This is a genomic window from Deltaproteobacteria bacterium (assembly GCA_003696105.1).
In the GTDB taxonomy this organism is placed as follows: Bacteria; Myxococcota_A; Polyangia; order Haliangiales; family J016; genus J016.
The window spans coordinates 1-17,098 of record RFGE01000354.1 but is presented as its reverse complement, the minus strand read 5'-3'; the positions used below and the strand labels follow the sequence as shown (position 1 = coordinate 17,098).

The following is a 17,098-nucleotide window of genomic DNA, read 5'->3' as shown; positions in this document are numbered from 1 at the left end:
GACAGCAAGAAGCAGGGCCAGTACACTGCGTGAAATCGCAGGATGTCCTTGCCGATGAGGTGGCAGTCGGCCGGCCAGTATCGCGCGTACAGGTCGGCGCCCGGACCGCCGAGCGCGGAGATGTAGTTGGTGAGCGCGTCGAGCCACACGTACATGACGTGCGCGGGGTCGTCCGGCACCGGGATGCCCCAGTCGAAGCTCGTACGGCTGATCGACAGGTCGCGCAGCCCGCCGCGGATGAACGACAGGATTTCGTTGCGGTACTGCTCGGGCTGGACGAAATCCGGGTGGCGGTCGAAGTGGTCGAGCAGCGCGTCCTGGTACTTCGACATGCGGAAGAAATAGGACGGCTCCTCGACCCAATCGACCGGCGCGTCGTGGATCGGGCACCACCGCGCGTCGTCTTCACGGCGGAGCTGCTCCTCGGTGTAGTACGCCTCGCAGCGGACGCAGTACCAGCCCTCGTACCCGCCCAGGTAGATGTCGCCGGCGTCGGCGATGCGCCGCCACAGGTCTTGTGCGACCTTCTCGTGGCGCGGCTCGGTCGTCCGGATGAAGTCGTCGTTGGTGATGTCGAGGCGCCGCCAGGCCTCGCGGAATCGCGCCACGACCTCGTCGGCGTGCTGTTTGGGCGTCTTGCCTGCCGCCTCGGCGGCCCGCTGGATCTTCAGCCCGTGCTCGTCCGTGCCGGTGAGGAACCGAACATCGCGGCCGCGCGCGCGGTGGTAGCGGGCGAACGCATCGGCCGCGAGCGTGCAGAACGCGGTGCCGAGATGCGGTACGTCGTTGACGTAATAGATTGGGGTCGTGATGTAGTAGGTCGGAACGGTCATGTCGATGGCTCGTCGTCGGTGACGCGCGACGGCAAATTGGCGCCGCCGCGGTCGCGCCGGCGGCCGCGGCCGGGCTTTGCGCCCGAGGCGGCCGAACTGGGTTGACTCGGAAACTTCGGGACCACGGCGTCGGCCGGCAGCACTTCGAAGTCGCCGCCGCCGAACGCGACGCGCACGCGCTGGCGCAGCACGTCCACCTCGACGACGCGACCCTCGCCGCGGTCGCCCGCGATGACGCGCTTGCCGAGCTTGGGCAGGCCTTTGCGCAGTGCGGCGTACGCTTGTTGCTCATACACCAAACAGCACTTGAGTCGGCCGCACTGCCCGGACACCTTGTGCGGGTTGAGCACCATGCCCTGGTCCTTCGCCATCTTGATCGACACCGGAGCGAACGCGGGCAGGAACGTGCTGCAACACAGCTCGAGCCCACACGACCCGATGCCGCCGACGAACTTGGCCTCGTCCCGCACTCCCGTCTGGCGAATCTCGATGCGGGCGGACAGCTCTCGCGCCAACGCGCGGGCGAGCGCGCGAGTGTCGACGCGCTTTTCGGACGCGACGTAGATGCGCAGTTTGCTGCCCGAGAAGCTGTACTCGGCGCGATAGACCTTGGCGCGCAGCCCGACCGCGCGCGCCGCGGCGCGCGCGCGGCGCAGTGCGTCCTCCGCGCGCGCCCGGTTGTCGGCGACGATGCGCAGGTCGCGGTCGTCCGGGCGGCGCAGCACTCGCTTGAGCGGGCCGCGATCGTGCGGGCGGCGGACCGACGGGATCGCGACGGTGCCGATGCGGGTGCCGCGCTCGGTCTCCACCACGACCGCGTCGCCGCGCGCCAGCGACAGGTCGCCGGCGTCGAACTCGTAGATCTTGCCCGCCGCGTCGAACTTGACGCCGACGACGTTGCGAACGGGCCGAAGCACATCGACGTCGGCATCCGGGCAGTCGTCCAGGTCCGCCGTCGCGGGGTCGGGGTCGTCGTCGGGCGGCGGCGGGGGCAGGTCGGCGGCGAGCGCGACGTCGGGCGTCGGCGCGTCGGCGTCGTCGCCCCATCGCTCGTCGCGCGCGCCGTCGTCCTGAGCTTCGGGCGCGCCGGCCTCGCCCGCGGCGCCGTCGTCCGCGGCTGCCGGCGCGCCGGTCGCCACCGCGGGCGCGCCGTCGTCGTCCCAGCCTGCGTCCACCGCGTCCGCGGCTGTCGCGGGTGCGGTGGCCCGCCGTCCATCGGCCGGAGTCGCGCCGCGGCTCGCCGCCCGCGGGCGCGGCGACTCGCCGGATGCGGGGCCCGCGCCGTCGCGGCGCCCGCGCTTGCGGCGCCGCCGGCGGCGCGGGCGGTCCGCGCGGCCGGATGCATCCGCGGCGCCGTCGGCCGGGACGGCGTCGGGGGCGGCGTCGGCGCGCCGGCGCTTGCGGCGGCGCCGCCGCGGCGTTCGTCCCGCGGGATCGGTCGGCTCGGTCATCCTGTCCGCGGCGCGGACCCGATCCCGGCGCGGCGCAGTCGGCGCACGAGCGCCTCCACCGCGAGCAGCGCGTGCGCGTTGTGGCGATCGACCGCGCGCGCCGCCGCGAGCGCGGCGCGCGCGCCGTCGGCGTGGGCCGCAGCCGCCGCCAGGTCGCCCGCCATCGCCGCGGCGCGCGCCCGTTCGTGCAGGCGCTCCGCCACCCGGTGCAGCACCGGGATCGTGTCCGTCTTGTCTTCGGTCGCCTCGCCCGCGGCGCGATCCGCGGCCTCGGCGTCGGCCGAGGCCACCGCGCTCCACAGGCGGTCGGCGAGCTGTTGGCGCCGCCCGTCGTCCTCGCCGTCGATCGCGAGGTCTGCCCGCACGTCCGGCGGAAGAGCGGCGAACGCAATTCGCTGGCAGCGGCTGCGGATGGTCGGCGGCAGCTGGTCCGGCGCCGTCGTGAGCAATATGAAGTGAGTGCGCGCCGGCGGCTCCTCGAGGGTCTTGAGCAGGGCATTGGCCGCAGGGCCCTGCATCGCGGCCGCCTCCTCGACGACGAACAGGCGCGCGCGCCCCTCGTGCGGCGGCAGCGCGACCCGCGCCACGACTTCCGACCGGATCGCGTCGATCGGGATGATCTGCGCCGCTCCCTCGGCGCGCAGCGTGATCACGTCCGGGTGGATCCCGTCGGCGATCTTGGCGCACGCTTCGCAGTCGGCGCAGCCTTCCCCCGGCGTTCGCACGCAGTTGAGCGCCGCCGCGACCGCGAGCGCGGCCGTGTACTTGCCGCTGTGTTCGGGCCCGGAAAACAGGTACGCGTGCGGCACGCGGCCGGTCGCGATCGCGCGGCGTAGCGCCGCGATCGCGCGCGGTTGACCGCGGATGTCGCTCAGCGACGGCACGCTGTCACGCTACCACACCGGCGCGCGTTGCGGCGGGGCGGCGGCCGCCTTCGGCCGCGCCGGCGCAGGCCCCTGGCCGCCGCGTGCGATGTCGGCTAACGTCGGTCGTCATGCCCAACCGCCCCAACGGCACGGTCGATGTCGGCGCGTTTCGCCCGGTGCCCCGCACGGGCGTCATCTACGTGACCGCCGAGGCTCAGCGCCTCGGCTTCGGCGCCGACCCGGGGTGGTGCAATCTCGGCCAGGGCCAGCCGGAGAGCGGGCCGCTGCCGGGGGCGCCGCCCCGGGTGGACCACATCGACATCGCCGCCGGCGACCACGAGTACGCGCCGGTCGCCGGGCTGTGGGAGCTGCGCGAAGCGGTCGCCGACCTGTACAACCGGCGCTACCGGCGCGGCATGAAGTCGCAGTACTCGGCCGAGAACGTCGCGATCTGCGGCGGCGGCCGCACGTCGCTCACGCGCGTCGTCGCGGCGCTCGGCCAGATCAATATGGGGCACTTCCTGCCGGACTACACGGCGTACGAGGAACTGCTCGACGTATTCCGGCTGTTTTCGCCGATTCCGATCCTGCTCGAACGCGAGCGAAACTACGCCTTCACCGTCGACGATCTGCGCCGCGAGATCGAGGGCCGCGGGCTCAGCGCGCTGTTGCTGTCGAACCCGTGCAATCCGACCGGCAAGATCGTCGGCGGCGCCGATCTCGACGCGTGGGTCGCGGCGGCGCGCGACCTCGACTGCGCGCTCATCTTCGACGAGTTCTACTCGCACTACGTGTGGCGGCCCGACCTGGTGGCGCGCGGCGGCATGGCGTCGGCCGCGGCGTGCGTCGAGGACGTGGACCGCGACCCGGTCGTCCTCCTCGACGGGCTGACCAAGAACTGGCGGTACCCCGGCTGGCGGGTGACGTGGACCCTCGCCCCCAAGTCCGTGATCGAGGCGATCGCGAGCGCCGGGTCGTTCCTCGACGGCGGCGGCTCGCGGCCGCTGCAGCGGGCTGCCGTACCGCTGGTCGACCTCGACCACGTGCGCGCGGAAACCGCCGCCATCCAGCAGGTGTTTGGCCGCAAGCGCGAGCGGTTGCTGTCCGGGTTGCGCGACCTCGGTTTCGTGGTCGACTTGCCGCCCGACGGGACGTTCTACGTGTGGGCGTCGGCCGAGCACCTGCCGCCGGCGATCAACGACGGCATGCGGTTCTTCCGCGCGGCGCTGCAAAAGCGGGTGATCGCGGTGCCGGGAGAGTTCTTCGGCGTCGATCCGGGGCGCCGGCGCGGGCGGCGTACGTCGCGGTTCCGCAGCCACCTGCGGTTTTCGTTCGGCCCGCCGCTCGACGTCATCGATACCGCGCTCGCGCGCATCCGCGAGGTCATCGCCGAGGCCGCGCAGGTCGATGCCGCCGGATCCGGCTAACGGCGCACCGCGCGGCCGCAGCCGCTGGGAACGGTTCGTCCGCACGGCATGGTGGCTGCACAGCGCGTGGGCGTTGGCGTTCGGCGTGGGCGTCATGCTCTACGCCCGCCGCGGACTGGCGCACGCCGACAAACTGCTCGTCGCGCTCGCCGCGTCGTGGTTCGTCGTGTTCGTCGCATTGCGGATGACCGTCGGGCCGGACGGCGGCGGCGGCAGGCTGCTGCGGCGCGGCTTGCGCCTCACCACCCACTACTTCGTCAAGAACCTGTACCAGCAGATGCTGTTCTTCCTGGTGCCGCTGTATGCGTCGAGCACCACGTGGTCCGCGTCGTCGCGCAACTGGTGGCTCGCGCCGCTGCTGCTCGCGTTCGCCGTGCTGTCGACGATGGACCTGGTGATGGATCGCGTGGTGCTGCGCCGGAGGCTGCTCGCCGCCGTGATGTACGCCGCGTGCATGTTCGGCGTACTCAACCTGGTCCTGCCGGTCGCGCTCGCGCTGTCCCACTTCGAGGCGCTGATCGTCGCGGCGGCTGCCGCCGCGCCCGCCGTCGCTCTGCTCACGTTCCGGGTGCGCCAGATCGCGTCGGTCGCCGGGCTGGCGCTCGTCGTCGGTGCGGCCGGCGGCATGGCGGTCGCCGCGTTCCACGCCGTCGCGTACGTACCGCCGGCGCCGCTCGCGCTGGCCGAGGGTGCGGTCGGTCACGGGACGCCCGGCAGCTACGAGATCGTGCCCGGCCACGCGCGGACGATCCCGGCGAACCAACTCGACGGATTGCGCTGCGTCACGCGTCTCACCGAGCCCGGCGGCGTTCGCGATCCGATCGTCCACGTGTGGGTGCACCGCGGGCGGGTCGTCCGGCGCGCCGAGCCGGAACGCGTCGCCGCCGCCGGGCCCGGCGTCGTCTTCCGGTCGTACCTGATGTCGTTGCCCGACGACCCGCTCGGGCCGTGGGCGTGCCGCGTCGAGACCGACGCCGGCCAGCTCGTCGGCGAGCGGGCATTCGAGGTCGTACCGGCGACCGCGCCGTGACCGCGGCGGCCGCACGGCGCCCGCCGGTCAGTGCTGGACTGCGACGCCGACTGCGGCGGTGAAGGTCTTTGTGGCCGCGCCCAGGTTCGCGAACCCGACGCGCGCCTCGATCCCCACGTGGCCGGAGACCGCGTACAGCAGGTCGCCCCACAGCGGCGTTCCGGCGTCGGTCATCGCGAAGTCGCCCGCGACGACGCCGATCGTACCGCGCACGGCCATGCGGTCGTCGAGGCGCACGATCGCGCCCGCTTTGACCGTGACGTCGCCGTCGTCCTTCTCGGCGTTCGTCTGGTCGAGCGCGACCACCGACCGCTCGTTGGACACCGCGTCCTCGACGAACGGCACCATGTCGGTCACGCGGACCGTCAGCAGGTCCTCCCCCGCGAACAACGCCAGTCGATCGCCCACGCGCACGCGGATCGGCACGCCGACCGTGACCGCCGCCTCGAACGGGTCGAGCAGCATCGGGAGTTGTATCTGCAACGCCATCCACGGCGTGAGACCGTAGCGCAGGTCGACCGCGACCGCTTTGCCGGGAACGTACTCGGCGCTCGGGTTCGGGTCGGGCGCCGTCTCCACCTTGCCGTACGTTCCCGTGCCGTACCGCAGGCCGACCTGCAGGCGGTCCGTGATGCCGTAGTCGGCCTCGAGCACGCCGCCGGCGCGCAGGTAACTCAGCTCGTCGGAGTCGTCGGCCCGCTTCGGATAGGCGCGCTTTTCCGTGAGCCCGCCGATCCCGGCCCAGTAGCGCACCCGCCAGCCGCCCGCGGGCAGCAGCATTCGATCGCCGCCCGCACGGGTTGCCGGGGAGCCGTCGCCGGCGGCCGCCCGGCGCTCGGCGTGGAGCACCGGCGCGCCGGGATCCTCCTCGGCGCCGGCCGGCGCGTCGCCTTCATCGAGCAACGTCGCCGGCTCGCCTTCGTCCAGCGCGTCGTCCGGCGCCATCTCCACCTCGTCGCCGCCCGTTCCCGCGCCGGCGGCGCCGGCGAGCGGGTCGTCGTCGGTCGAGCCGTCCTGCGCGCGCGCCGCGGCCGGCGCGACGGCCGCGGTCAGGGCGAGGGCGACCCATGCGAGCTGTCGGTTCCGCATGGCCGGAGGGTAGCGCCATTTCGGCGGACTCGGCCACCCGCAGGCCGGGCGTGCGGCCGTCGATCCCGCCCGGCGGCCGGTCGGCCGCGGCTCACAGCCCCAGATCGGCGGCCCAGCCGTCGTCGCCGTCGCGATCGGCGCCGTCGTCGGTCGCCTCGCCGTCCGGAAGCGTCGCCGGCGCCGGCAACAGCTCGGCCTCGCGCAGCATCGGCTCCGGGTCGACGAACACGTCGCGCTCGGGGGTCGTGCGGGCGACCGCGAAGTGCAGGTGCGGCCCCGAGTGGTGGATGCCCGTCCGGCCGGTCGTCCCGAGCGGCTCGCCGGCTTGCACGAGGTCGCCGCGGCGCAGGCCGGGGCGGATCCGATCGAGGTGCATGTAGAACGATGCGAACCCGTGCGGGTGGCGGAGCTTGACGTAGTTGCCGCCCTTGCGGTCGGGTGCCACGACGACCCGCTCGACGAAGCCGTCGGCGGCCGCGTGCACCACCAGGCCACGTTCGTGGCCGAGGTCGACGCCGCAGTGACCGCGGCCGCACTCGGGGCGGGTGCCGTCGCGGTCGGCGCCGAACCGGCGCGACGCCGAGTCGGGCAACGCGCGTTCGGGTCCGGCGAGCGGGTGGACCCAGCGCATCCACTCGCCGGAGTCCGACAGGCTCAACGCGTGCAACCGCGGCAGGTCGCGCGGCGCGATGTCGAGGGCGACGCTGCGCGCGGGGCGGTCGAGGAGCCAGTCGGAGGCCAGGACCTCGCTCGGGACCTCCGGGTTCGGCTCGGCCGTGTTCGGCGCCAGCGACAGCAGCGCGACCCCGACCGCCGCCACGAACAGGGGCCGCGCGCGCCGGTGGGCGAGGGCGGCCAGGCGCGCGGGCGCCGCGGGCTCGGCGCAAAACGGGGGCGCCGCGGGTTCGGGACGCTCGGCGCACGGCCGGCACAGCTGGAACACGCGGCCGGTCGCGACCAGCGCGACGCCGTCGGACAGCGGCAACGGCCGCCCGCAGTCGCAGCATTTGGCAGTGCCCATCCCCAGGTCGAGGATACGGATTCGCGCCGCGAACGGAAGCCCCATGTCCGGTTTTTTTGTGAGGAATCGCGGGGTTGTGGGTCGGCGTGGGCAAGCCGCGCACGCGCGCGCACCCCCGGATCGCGCCGGGCGGCCGGCGGCAGGCCGGTGCGGCGCGCCGGCTGCCGCGCCGCACCGGTCGCATTTTTTCGGGAACGAATCCGCGCCGGCGGTGTCGAACGGTCACCCGGTGCCGGCAGCGCCGGTTGAGTTCCGCATACGCCGGCGGTACGGTTGCCGCCACGGAGGCCGACATGTACAGCGACTTTTCGTCCATGCCCCCCGACCAGGAGCGCGAGTTCGTCGTGTTCGAGCAGTTCACCCGCGAGAACGCGAAGTCGTCGCTGCGCATCGGGGGCATCGTCGCCGCGATCTACGGCATTTTCGTCGTCGCGATCGTCCTGTCGCACGACAAGCCCAAGCCGAAGATCTCGGCCGAGGACATCGCGGTCGAATCGACGCGACGCACGGTGGTCGAGGACGACGTCGCCGCGCCCGACGCGCCGGATCCGGCGGCCGCGCAGCCGTCCGAGGCCGCCGCGCAGCCCGCGGCCGGCGCCGCGGACGCCCCCGGGGGCACCCCGGCGGCCGCGCCGCCCCCGCCGCCCGGCGCGACGAAGGCGCCTCCGACGCAGCTCGTTCAACCCAAGTGACGCGGCCGGCGGCCCGCGATAGCACGGGCCGTCTGCGCGCTCGGGCGCTCGGCGCCGCCGCCGCGGCGCTCCTTCTCGCCTGCGGGCCGGCTCCGCGTGCGCGGCCGGCCGGCGACCCGTCGGCGGACGCCCCCTTCGTGGTCGCCGAGCGCGGCGCGGGCGGGGTGCGACTCGTGTTCGTGTCGGCCGCCGGCGCGCGCGTCGCCGACCTGACCCTGCCCCCGGAGGACGGCCAGCCGCCGTTCGTGGTCGACACGCAGCCGGCGTGGTCGGCCGACGGCCGGTGGATCGCCTTCGCGTCCAATCGGGGCGGCGCCGCCGGTCTGTGGATCGCGCGTGCGGTCGCCGACCAGGTGCCGCGGCGGCTCACCCGGCCGCCCGCGGGCGCGACCGACCGCGATCCGGCCTGGTCGCCGGACGGGCGAGCGCTCCTGTTCAGCTCGAACCGCGGCGGCAGCTACGACCTGTGGCGGCTCGAGGTGGATCCGCGCACGGGCACACCGCGGGGGGAACCGGTGCCGTGGCTGCGCGAGGCGGCTGACCTGGTGACGCCCGCGTGGTCGCCCGACGGCCGCCGCGTCGCCTACAGCCGATTCGACCGCGCCACGCGGACGTCGAGCGTGTGGCTGGTGGACGCATCAGGGCGCCGCCCGCGCCGGCTCACGAGCGGCCCGCTCGATCAGGCCCCGGCCTGGTCGCCGGACGGGGGGCGCATCGCGTACTCGGCGCCCGCGATCGATCGGCCCGATCTCGACATCTTCACGATTCGCGCCGACGGCACCCGCGAGCGCGTCGCGATCGACGAGCCGCTGGCGCACGAGACGGAGCCGGCGTGGTCCGCCGATGGGCGGTGGCTCGTGGCGACCGCGGTGCTGCGCAGCGAGCGCGATGGCGCGCCGTTTTTCTGGTCGGTCGTCGCGGCCGACCTGCGAGCGGGCGGCCCGGTGCGCGCGGTGCACGACGTGGCGGCGGCCGCGCGCGTGGCGTTTGCGCTCCGGCCGCGGCCGGTCGATGCGCGCGCGCTCGCGGCGCTGCCCGCCTACGACCGCGACGCGGTGGTCGACGCGATCCGCGGCGTGTGCACGGGCCTCGACGACCCGCCGCCCGCGTGCCGCGCCGTCGCGCGGTAGCGCGCGCCCGCGTGCCGCGCCGCCGCGCGGCGTCAGTTGCCTGCGCAACGAAAGCCGACGATCGCGTGGCGGATCGCCGGCGGCCGGCCGTGAGCGGACGCGGCCCGCCCCACGCCGGCGTAGTCGTCCCACGCCGAGCCCTTCACCGTCATGCGCGGACCGCCGCGCCAGCGCGTCGCCGTCCACTGAAAGACGTTGCCCGCGGCGTCGAGCATGCCGTACGGGCTGGCGCCCGAGGGGTAGCTGCCGACCGGCGTGGTGTCGCGCGGTCCGGCGACGGCGCTGTTGAGCCGAGACGGGTCGAAGTCGTCGCCCCACGGGTAGGCGCGGCCGTCGGTGCCGCGGGCGGCCTTTTCGTACTCGGAGGCGGTCGGCAGCCGGCGCACGGCGCCGACCAGCGAACCGCGCCACGCGCAGTAGGCGGCCGCATCGCGCCAGGTCACGAGCACGACCGGATGCGATGCGCGGCCCGGCGGCGGCCTGCCGTCCCGCCACACGAACCGCGCGACCTCGGTCGCATAGTCCTGTGAAAACCCCTGCGCGCGCCATGCCGCCTCGTCGATCGCGGGCGGCGCGATGCCCGTGTCGGCGACGAACTCCGCGTAGGCCGCCTGGGTCACCGGCGTGCGGTCGATGACGAACGCCGGCAGGGTCTCCTCGTGCGGCTCGCGCTCGCCGTCGAACCAGCGGCCGCGCCGGGCGGCGTCGTGGCCGGCGGTCGCCCGGTAGTCGCGGTAGGCGCGCTCGCGCTCCTCGCGCGTCGACCCCGCGAGGAACGGCCCGGCGGCGATCGCGATCATGTCGGCGTCGGCCGCGCGCGACACGGGCGCCGGGGTCCCTCGGTATCGCGCGTACGGCGGCGCGGACGGCGCGGGCGGCGCGCTGCACGCCACGCCCGCGGCCGCCGCCGCGACTGCCGCGCGTCGAAGTCGGCCCACGGCCGGATTGTTCGCTACGCTCGGCCCCCGTGCAACGGGTCCACCTGGCCAAGGACGTGCGCCGCGCCATCCGCGCCAGCCACCCGTGGGTGTTTCGCCGGGCGCTCCACCTGCCCCGGCGGGAGCCCGCGGCCGGCGCGTTGGTCGTCGTCGAGGACCGCGGCGAGCCGCTGTGCGTCGGCTACTACGATCCCGAATCGCCGATCGCGGTGCGGGTCTTGTCTCTCGATCCGGCCGAGCGCATCGACCGCGCCTGGGTGCGGCGGCGGGTCGCCGCGGCGGCCGCCGCGCGCGAGAGCATCGTCGACACCGACGCGCTGCGCATCGTGCACGGCGAAAACGACTACCTGCCTGGACTGGTCGTCGACCGCTACGGCGACGCCGGCGTCGTCGCGTTCGACGGCGCCGGCGCCGCCGCGCTGTGGAGCCGATTCGAGGACGACATCCGCGCGGTCGCGCGCGCGCGCCGGCCCGAGGGCGATCTCGTCCGCGTGACGGAAGCGGGCGCCGCGTTCGAGGTCGACCTGGTGCGCGGGCAAAAGACCGGCCTGTTTCTCGACCAGCGCGACAACCGCTTGCGCGTGCGGTCCCTCGCGGCCGGCCGCACCGTGTTGAACCTGTTTTCCTACACCGGCGGGTTTACGGTGCACGCCGCGCTCGGCGGCGCCCGCCGCACGACGAGCGTCGACTCGGCGCGCCCTGCGATGGCCGCGCTCGCCCGCAACCTGGCGCTCAACCATCTCGACCCGGCCGCACACGAAGCCGTCGTGGCGGACGCCTTTTCGTTCTTGGAGGAGGCCGTCCGGCGCGGGCGGCGCTGGGAACTCGTGGTGTGCGATCCGCCGGCGTTCGCTCGCAGCGAGCGGGCCCGGCCGCGCGCGCTGCGCGCCTATCGCCGGCTCAACCGCCTCGCCGCGGCGGTCGTCGAGCCGGGCGGCATGCTGGTGACCGCGTCCTGCTCGTCGCACGTCACGGACGCCGATCTGTTGGCGGTCGTCGCCGATTGCGATCGCCGGGTTCGCGTGACTCACATCGGCGGCGCCGCGGCCGATCACCCGGTGGCGCCTGCATTCCCGGAGGGGCGCTACCTCACCTGTCTGTTCTGCGCGGTCGAGTAGGCCCGCGGGGAGCTGGTCTACGGGGCATTCTTGGCGACCAAGTTGGTGTCGACGAGCTGCCACTCGCGGCCGCTCACGTCGCGCGCTCGCGACAGGCCGATCCGCTTGGAGAACCACAGGATGCCCTTGTCGCGGACCGGGATCTCCTGGGACTTTTCGCCGATGATGCCGCGGCCGCGGATCTCGAACTCGACGACTTGTGCCTTGAACGGGCCGAACGCGGTGTCGACCAGCTGCTGGCCGCGAGTGACCGTCGTGAGGCGTTCGAGTTCGACCTTGGCCGGGTCGTGCGTCGCATTGGAGCCCTCGGCCGGGACGCGCACGACGTCGAACCGGATCTCCTCGAACCACTGGTCGCCCGGTTTGAGCCCTTTGGCGGGGAACGACGCGCCCTTGTGCTCGAACCCCTCGATCTGCATGCCGGACACGCCACCCGGTTCGGCCGCGAAGAAGAAGCTCTCCGGCGGCAGCACGAGCTGGGCGGCGTCGCAGGTCGCCTTCATCTCGAACTCGACGTCGCGGTACGTCTCCTTGAGCGTGATCGTCGCGGCCTTTTTGCCCTGCGGCTCGACCTTGACGACCTCGATCTTCACCTTGGCCGGAGGAGGGCCGGCCGGCGGCTGATTGATCGGCTCGAACACCCAGTAGTTGCCTTCGGCCAGCGGCAAGAACTGGATGCCACAGGCCGGCTTGGCAGGTTTGGCGCGCTGGGCGGCGGCGGGACCGGCGACCAGCAGCGCCGCGGCGGCGGCGACCAGGCTGCGTAAACGCATGGAACCCGTTGTCTACGCCATGCGGCGCGCGAGCGCAAGCGGCCGGCGGCGGCAGCCGCTCACAGCTCGATGCCGGAGCCCGGGGGCCGGAGGCCGCGCCCTCGCCGCGGCCGATCAGCCGCCGAGGCGATCGATGAGGCCCCGGCGCTCGGCCTCGAGCGCCGGCGGCAACCGGTCGCCCACGGTCGCGAAGAACGCGCCGATGTCGTCCGCTTCGGCTCGCCACGCGTTCCGGTCGACCGCGAGCAGCTCGCGCATGGCGCCCGGTTTGAGGTCGAGGCCGTCGGTCCTGATGGCGCCGTCGGCCGGCAGGAACCCGATCGGCGACTCCACGGCGTCGCCGGTGCCCTCGCAGCGCGACAGAATCCAGTCCAGTACGCGCAGGTTTTCGCCGAACCCGGGCCACAAGAAGCGGCCGTCGGCGTCGGTGCGGAACCAGTTGACGTGGAAGATCTTGGGCATCCGCTTGGCGGCGCCACCGGCGGGGGCGGCCATGTTCAACCAATGGTTGAAGTAGTCGCCGATATGGTAGCCACAGAACGGGCGCATCGCCATGGGGTCGCGGCGGACGACTCCGGTCGCGCCGGTGGCGGCGGCGGTCGTCTCGGAGGCCATCGACGCCCCGATGAACACGCCGTGTGACCAGTCGCGCGCCTCGTACACCAACGGCGCGAGGCGGGCCCGGCGGCCCCCGAACAGGATCGCCGACAGCGGCACGCCCTGTGGATCCTCCCAGTGCGGCGAGATCGTCGGGCACTGGTGAGCGGGGGCGGTGTAGCGCGAGTTGGGGTGCGCTGCCTTGCGGCCGCAGTCGGGCGTCCACGGCTGACCCTGCCAGTCGGTGAGGCGGGCCGGCGGATCCGACAACCCCTCCCACCACGGGCAGCCGTCCTCGGTGAGCGCGACGTTGGTGAAGATGCTGTTGCGCGACACCGTGACGATCGCGTTGTGGTTGGTCTTCTCGCTGGTGCCCGGCGCGACGCCGAAGAAGCCGGCCTCCGGGTTGATCGCCCACAGCCGGCCGTCCGGCCCGAACCGGATCCACGCGATGTCGTCGCCGACCGTGGTGACCTCGTAGCCCGACATCGATGCGGGCGGGACGAGCATCGCGAGGTTGGTCTTGCCGCACGCGCTCGGGAACGCCGCGGCGATGTAGTGTTGCCGGCCGGCGGGCGTCTTGATGCCGAGGATCAGCATGTGCTCGGCCATCCAGCCCTCGTCGCGGCCCATGGCGCTGGCGATGCGCAGGGCGAAGCACTTCTTGCCGAGCAGCGCGTTGCCGCCGTAGCCGGACCCGACCGACCAGATTTCGCGCGCCTCGGGGAAGTGTGCGATGTAGCGTCGGTCGGGCGACAGGTCGCCCAGCGAGTGCAGACCCTTGACGAAGTCGGGGCTGTCGCCGAGCAGATCGAGTGCGGCCGTGCCCATGCGCGTCATGATGCGCATGTTGGCGACCACGTAGGGGGAGTCGGTGAGTTCGACGCCGACGCGGGAAAACGCCGAGCCGAGCGGCCCCATCACGTACGGCACGACGTACATCGTGCGGCCCTTCATCGCGCCGTCGAACAGGGGGCGGATCTTGGCGCGGGCTTCGTCCGGCGCCATCCAGTTGTTGGTCGGACCGGCGTCCTGCTCGCGTTCGGAGCAGATGAACGTGAGGTGCTCGGTGCGCGCGACGTCCCGCGGATCGCTGCGGTGCAGGTGGCAGTTTGGGAACTTGTCCGGGTTGAGCCGGATCATCGTTCCGTCGGCAACCATCTGGTCGAGCAGGCGACGGTTTTCTTCCTCGGATCCGTCGCACCAGACGACGGTGTCGGGTTTGCAAAGGCGGACGCATTCGTCCACCCAATCGTTCAGGGCGCGGTTCGTCGTCACGGTCGGCATGCTGCCTCGCGTTTACACCGCGGGGCCAGCCGATTCAACCTCGGGCCGCGCGCGAGTTCGCGATGCGCGGCAGGTGCGCGAAACCCGGTGGCGTGGCTCCGCGCGTGCGCCTCGGCTATACTTGGGATCCATGGGCAAGCTCGTCGGAGAGCGCCGGGCACTGGCGGCCGCCGTCCTCGGCTTTTACATGTCGATCTATTTCCTCGTGTCGCTGTCGGCCCCGGGCGGGTGGGGTGCGGCCTTCGGCGGCCTCGCCGGCGTCTACGCGGTCGCGTTCGTCGGGCTCGTCGCCGGGTACTTCTGGGCGCGGTGGTTCGCGATCGGCGTGGGCATCTCGGGACTCGTGAGTGGGGCGCTGTCGATCTGGCAGATCGGTCCCGAGCCGCTGCTGGTGTTCTACGGCGCGACCCATGCGGTCGCGGCGCTCGCGCTGTGGGGCGGGCGGATGGCCGAAGCGTTCGACGGCCGGTCCGACTGGCGCGATCGGTTCCACATGGACGAAAATGCCACGCATCGGCTCGGCAAGAGCGTCATCCGGGTCGGCGTGAGCTTGCCGTACATCGTGCTGTACGCTCTGGCGCCGCGCGACGGAGCCGGCACCGCGATCGCGGCGCTCGCGCTGGCGGCGGCCGGCGCCTACGGGTTGGCTCGCCTGCGCACGTGGGGCGTGTTCGCGCTCGCGGGTGCGGCGGTGACCGCGGCGGCGTCGGCGGCCGGCGCGCTGCCGGCGACCGCGAGTGGCGTCGGCCTCGACGTGGCCGGGCTCGGGCTGGCGGCAGGGATCCTGTTGGCGGCGGCCGCGGCGCCGTTCGCCGGGCCGATGGTCCGGTACCTGCGCGCGCGCGGCTGACGCGCGCGCGAGCACCGCGGCACGCGTCCCCGCGCGCGGCTGGGCTCGCGGCGGGTCAGCGCCTGGGAGGCTGTCGCGCCCATACGCACCAGCCTGCTAGAACCAGCGGGGATAGCCGTAGTAGCTCACGTGCGCGAGCGCGGTGATCTCGCGGTACGATCCGGCCGACGACCAGATGGCCGCGCCGCCCCCGGCAGCGATGCCGACGATCCAGTGGCGATCGATGCGGTAGTCGAATCCCAGCGAGCCGCCGGCGACCACGTCGGTCGCGGTCGCGCCGCCGATGTCACCGACGACGGCGCCCGTCGACGGCTCGACGATGCGCCCGCCCGAGGCGGTGCGCAGCTGCCCGCCGGCCCACACCGAGACGGTGGGGATCGTCCGCGCTCCCAGCCGCAGGGTGAGGCCGCCCGCGGCGCGAAATGCGCGCGGCGTGCGCGACAGCTCGCCTTCGCGACCGCCGATCGCGACGCCCCCGTAGCGCACGTCTCCGCCCTGCAGGATGCGGACGGCCAGCTCGTAGGCGAACGCGTCGTGGGTGGCGAGCGTCGCGCGCACGCCGACGCCGCCGGCGGCCGCGCTGGCGGCGGGACGGTCGACCCCCGGGTCGGCGACCGCGATCCGTCCCGCGAGCAGCTCGACGTGGATGGACGCCTCCTGGGCATCCGCGCGCGCCGCGCGGGGAGCGGCGACCGCGGCGATGGCTGCAGCGATGGCTGCGGCGCGGGTCACGGCAGCACGACCTCGTCCACCACGACGCGCCGGCGTCCGTCCGGCTCGGACACGGTGAGCGTGAGCGGCTCGCGCGCGAGGCGGAGCGCCGACGGCACGACGACCACGCCGCGCACGCGCTTGCCCGAAGGCACGGTGCCGAGCAGCCCGCCGCCGCCGCCGCCCGCGAGCAGGGCAGGGCCGCCGACCGGTTTGCCGTTGTGGTGCAGGTCGACGCGCGCGACGCGGTACGGCGTCCGGTCGCGGTTCTGGATCTCGAAAAACAGGTACGCGTCGTCGCCGATGAAGGCGACCTGCGGCACCCGGACGATCACGTTGTCGTCGTTGCGCGCGATCGCGGTGAGCCGCTGGGTCTCGAGCCGCGCCAGCGCCCGCGCGGCGAGATCGGCGCGCGCGCGGCGCGCGACCTCGTCGTCCAGTTGCGCGCGCCGCCGCGCGATCGCGCGCTCGAGTTCGCGCGTGCGGCGGTCGACCTCGGCGCGCACGCGGCGCTCGAATTCGGCCTCCGCGTCGGCTCGCTTGAACACCACCTGGGCGAGGGCGTGCGACTTCGGCACCGTCTTGAGGATCACGCTGACCTTGAGCGATTCGGTCTGGACGTTGAGGTTGGCGGTCACCCCGGCCTGCTCGGTCCGTGGTCGCAGGGTGACGGTATCGCCGCGGGCGCGGATGTCGAATCGTCGTTTGTCCGACGCGACCGCCGACACGACGCGGTCGGGGAAGTACAGGACCGTGACGAACGCGGCGTTGACAGGCACCTCGAACGACGCGCTGCCGCCCGGCTCGACCACGTACTCGGCCGCGGCGCGGCCGCTCGCCGGCTCGTCGGCGCGCGCGGGGGCCGCCGTGGCGACGACCCCGGCCGCGACGGCGACGATCGCCGCGGGCGGCGCGAGGCGCAGGGCGGACGGGGTGCGAGACCGGGACGCAATCATTGCGGTCAGAATACAGCGCCGGACTGCTCGAACACCAGTTCGCGCCGGTTCGCGCCGGCCACCGCGCGCGGCACGGCCGATGGCGTCTCCGGCGCATCGGGACGCCGGCGCACCGGGATGCCGGCGGATCGGCGGGTCAGCGGATTGGGATCTCGTCGGGCGAGCGCTCGCCGATGTCGACCTCCCAATCCGGCCGCTTGCGGTGCGATCGACGCCGCGAGCGCGCCCCGGCGTCGGCCGCATCGCGGCGGTGCCGGCGCGGCGTCGCGACCGGTGCGGCGCGATCGCGGCCGGGCGACTGCGCGGTGGGCGCGCGGCGCCGGGCGGCG

The 17,098-nt window shown here is 73.9% G+C and carries 16 protein-coding genes; 6 read left to right on the top strand and 10 right to left on the bottom strand.

The features are described 5' to 3' along the window. The 3 genes from D6689_22010 to D6689_22000 all read right to left on the bottom strand — a co-directional run. Positions 1-833, bottom strand: an 833-nt coding sequence (locus tag D6689_22010) for a methionine--tRNA ligase (GenBank protein ID RMH36718.1), incomplete at its 3' end; no start/stop codon positions are given. Further along, positions 830-2,284 (bottom strand): hypothetical protein, encoded by a 1,455-nt coding sequence (locus tag D6689_22005; GenBank protein RMH36717.1) that lies wholly within the window; start codon positions 2,282-2,284, stop codon positions 830-832. The genes D6689_22005 and D6689_22010, both read right to left, overlap by 4 nt. Continuing rightward, entirely contained in the window at positions 2,281-3,168 is an 888-nt protein-coding gene (locus D6689_22000) for a hypothetical protein (protein RMH36716.1), read from the bottom strand. The genes D6689_22005 and D6689_22000 overlap by 4 nt, the downstream gene beginning before the upstream one ends. Before the next feature lie 110 nt (positions 3,169-3,278). Here D6689_22000 and D6689_21995 point away from each other — a divergent pair, with 110 nt between their 5' ends. Both D6689_21995 and D6689_21990 read left to right on the top strand, forming a co-directional pair. Next, positions 3,279-4,577: a pyridoxal phosphate-dependent aminotransferase gene (locus D6689_21995; GenBank protein ID RMH36715.1), complete on the top strand. Its 1,299-nt coding sequence runs from the start codon at positions 3,279-3,281 to the stop codon at positions 4,575-4,577. Then, positions 4,558-5,607 carry a DUF2914 domain-containing protein gene (locus tag D6689_21990; protein RMH36714.1) on the top strand — a complete coding sequence of 350 codons (1,050 nt, stop codon included), beginning with the start codon at positions 4,558-4,560 and terminating at the stop codon, positions 5,605-5,607. The genes D6689_21995 and D6689_21990 overlap by 20 nt, the downstream gene beginning before the upstream one ends. Before the next feature lie 27 nt (positions 5,608-5,634). Here D6689_21990 and D6689_21985 read toward each other — a convergent pair whose 3' ends face one another. Continuing rightward, positions 5,635-6,696 carry a hypothetical protein gene (locus D6689_21985; GenBank protein ID RMH36713.1) on the bottom strand — a complete coding sequence of 354 codons (1,062 nt, stop codon included), beginning with the start codon at positions 6,694-6,696 and terminating at the stop codon, positions 5,635-5,637. Between the two features lie 91 nt (positions 6,697-6,787). After that, on the bottom strand, positions 6,788-7,762 hold the full coding sequence (locus tag D6689_21980) for a M23 family metallopeptidase (protein RMH36712.1): 975 nt from the start codon (positions 7,760-7,762) through the stop codon (positions 6,788-6,790). 29 nt (positions 7,763-7,791) lie between these two features. Here D6689_21980 and D6689_21975 point away from each other — a divergent pair, with 29 nt between their 5' ends. Both D6689_21975 and D6689_21970 read left to right on the top strand, forming a co-directional pair. After that, complete coding sequence (locus tag D6689_21975; protein RMH36711.1) at positions 7,792-8,409, top strand: hypothetical protein; 618 nt, start codon at positions 7,792-7,794, stop codon at positions 8,407-8,409. Further along, a complete protein-coding gene (locus D6689_21970) occupies positions 8,406-9,539 on the top strand; it encodes a hypothetical protein (GenBank protein RMH36710.1) in 1,134 nt (377 codons plus the stop codon). The genes D6689_21975 and D6689_21970 overlap by 4 nt, the downstream gene beginning before the upstream one ends. Before the next feature lie 32 nt (positions 9,540-9,571). On the opposite strand, the gene D6689_21965 is transcribed toward D6689_21970, so the two are convergent. Beyond that, positions 9,572-10,477, bottom strand: coding sequence for a hypothetical protein (locus tag D6689_21965; GenBank protein RMH36709.1), 906 nt, complete (start codon positions 10,475-10,477; stop codon positions 9,572-9,574). A 29-nt stretch (positions 10,478-10,506) separates the two neighbouring features. Between D6689_21965 and D6689_21960 the strand changes: the two genes are divergently transcribed. Beyond that, positions 10,507-11,595, top strand: a complete 1,089-nt coding sequence (locus tag D6689_21960; protein RMH36708.1) for a class I SAM-dependent rRNA methyltransferase — start codon at positions 10,507-10,509, stop codon at positions 11,593-11,595. A gap of 17 nt (positions 11,596-11,612) precedes the next feature. On the opposite strand, the gene D6689_21955 is transcribed toward D6689_21960, so the two are convergent. After that, positions 11,613-12,368 (bottom strand): hypothetical protein, encoded by a 756-nt coding sequence (locus D6689_21955; protein RMH36707.1) that lies wholly within the window; start codon positions 12,366-12,368, stop codon positions 11,613-11,615. A 114-nt stretch (positions 12,369-12,482) separates the two neighbouring features. Then, entirely contained in the window at positions 12,483-14,252 is a 1,770-nt protein-coding gene (locus D6689_21950) for a phosphoenolpyruvate carboxykinase (GTP) (protein ID RMH36706.1), read from the bottom strand. A gap of 130 nt (positions 14,253-14,382) precedes the next feature. Here D6689_21950 and D6689_21945 point away from each other — a divergent pair, with 130 nt between their 5' ends. Continuing rightward, complete coding sequence (locus tag D6689_21945; GenBank protein ID RMH36705.1) at positions 14,383-15,102, top strand: hypothetical protein; 720 nt, start codon at positions 14,383-14,385, stop codon at positions 15,100-15,102. Between the two features lie 96 nt (positions 15,103-15,198). Here D6689_21945 and D6689_21940 read toward each other — a convergent pair whose 3' ends face one another. Together D6689_21940 and D6689_21935 are read right to left on the bottom strand one after the other, a co-directional pair. Next, positions 15,199-15,834 carry a hypothetical protein gene (locus D6689_21940; GenBank protein RMH36704.1) on the bottom strand — a complete coding sequence of 212 codons (636 nt, stop codon included), beginning with the start codon at positions 15,832-15,834 and terminating at the stop codon, positions 15,199-15,201. Then, positions 15,831-17,098, bottom strand: a 1,268-nt coding sequence (locus D6689_21935; GenBank protein ID RMH36703.1) for a DUF2381 family protein, incomplete at its 5' end; no start/stop codon positions are given. The genes D6689_21940 and D6689_21935, both read right to left, overlap by 4 nt.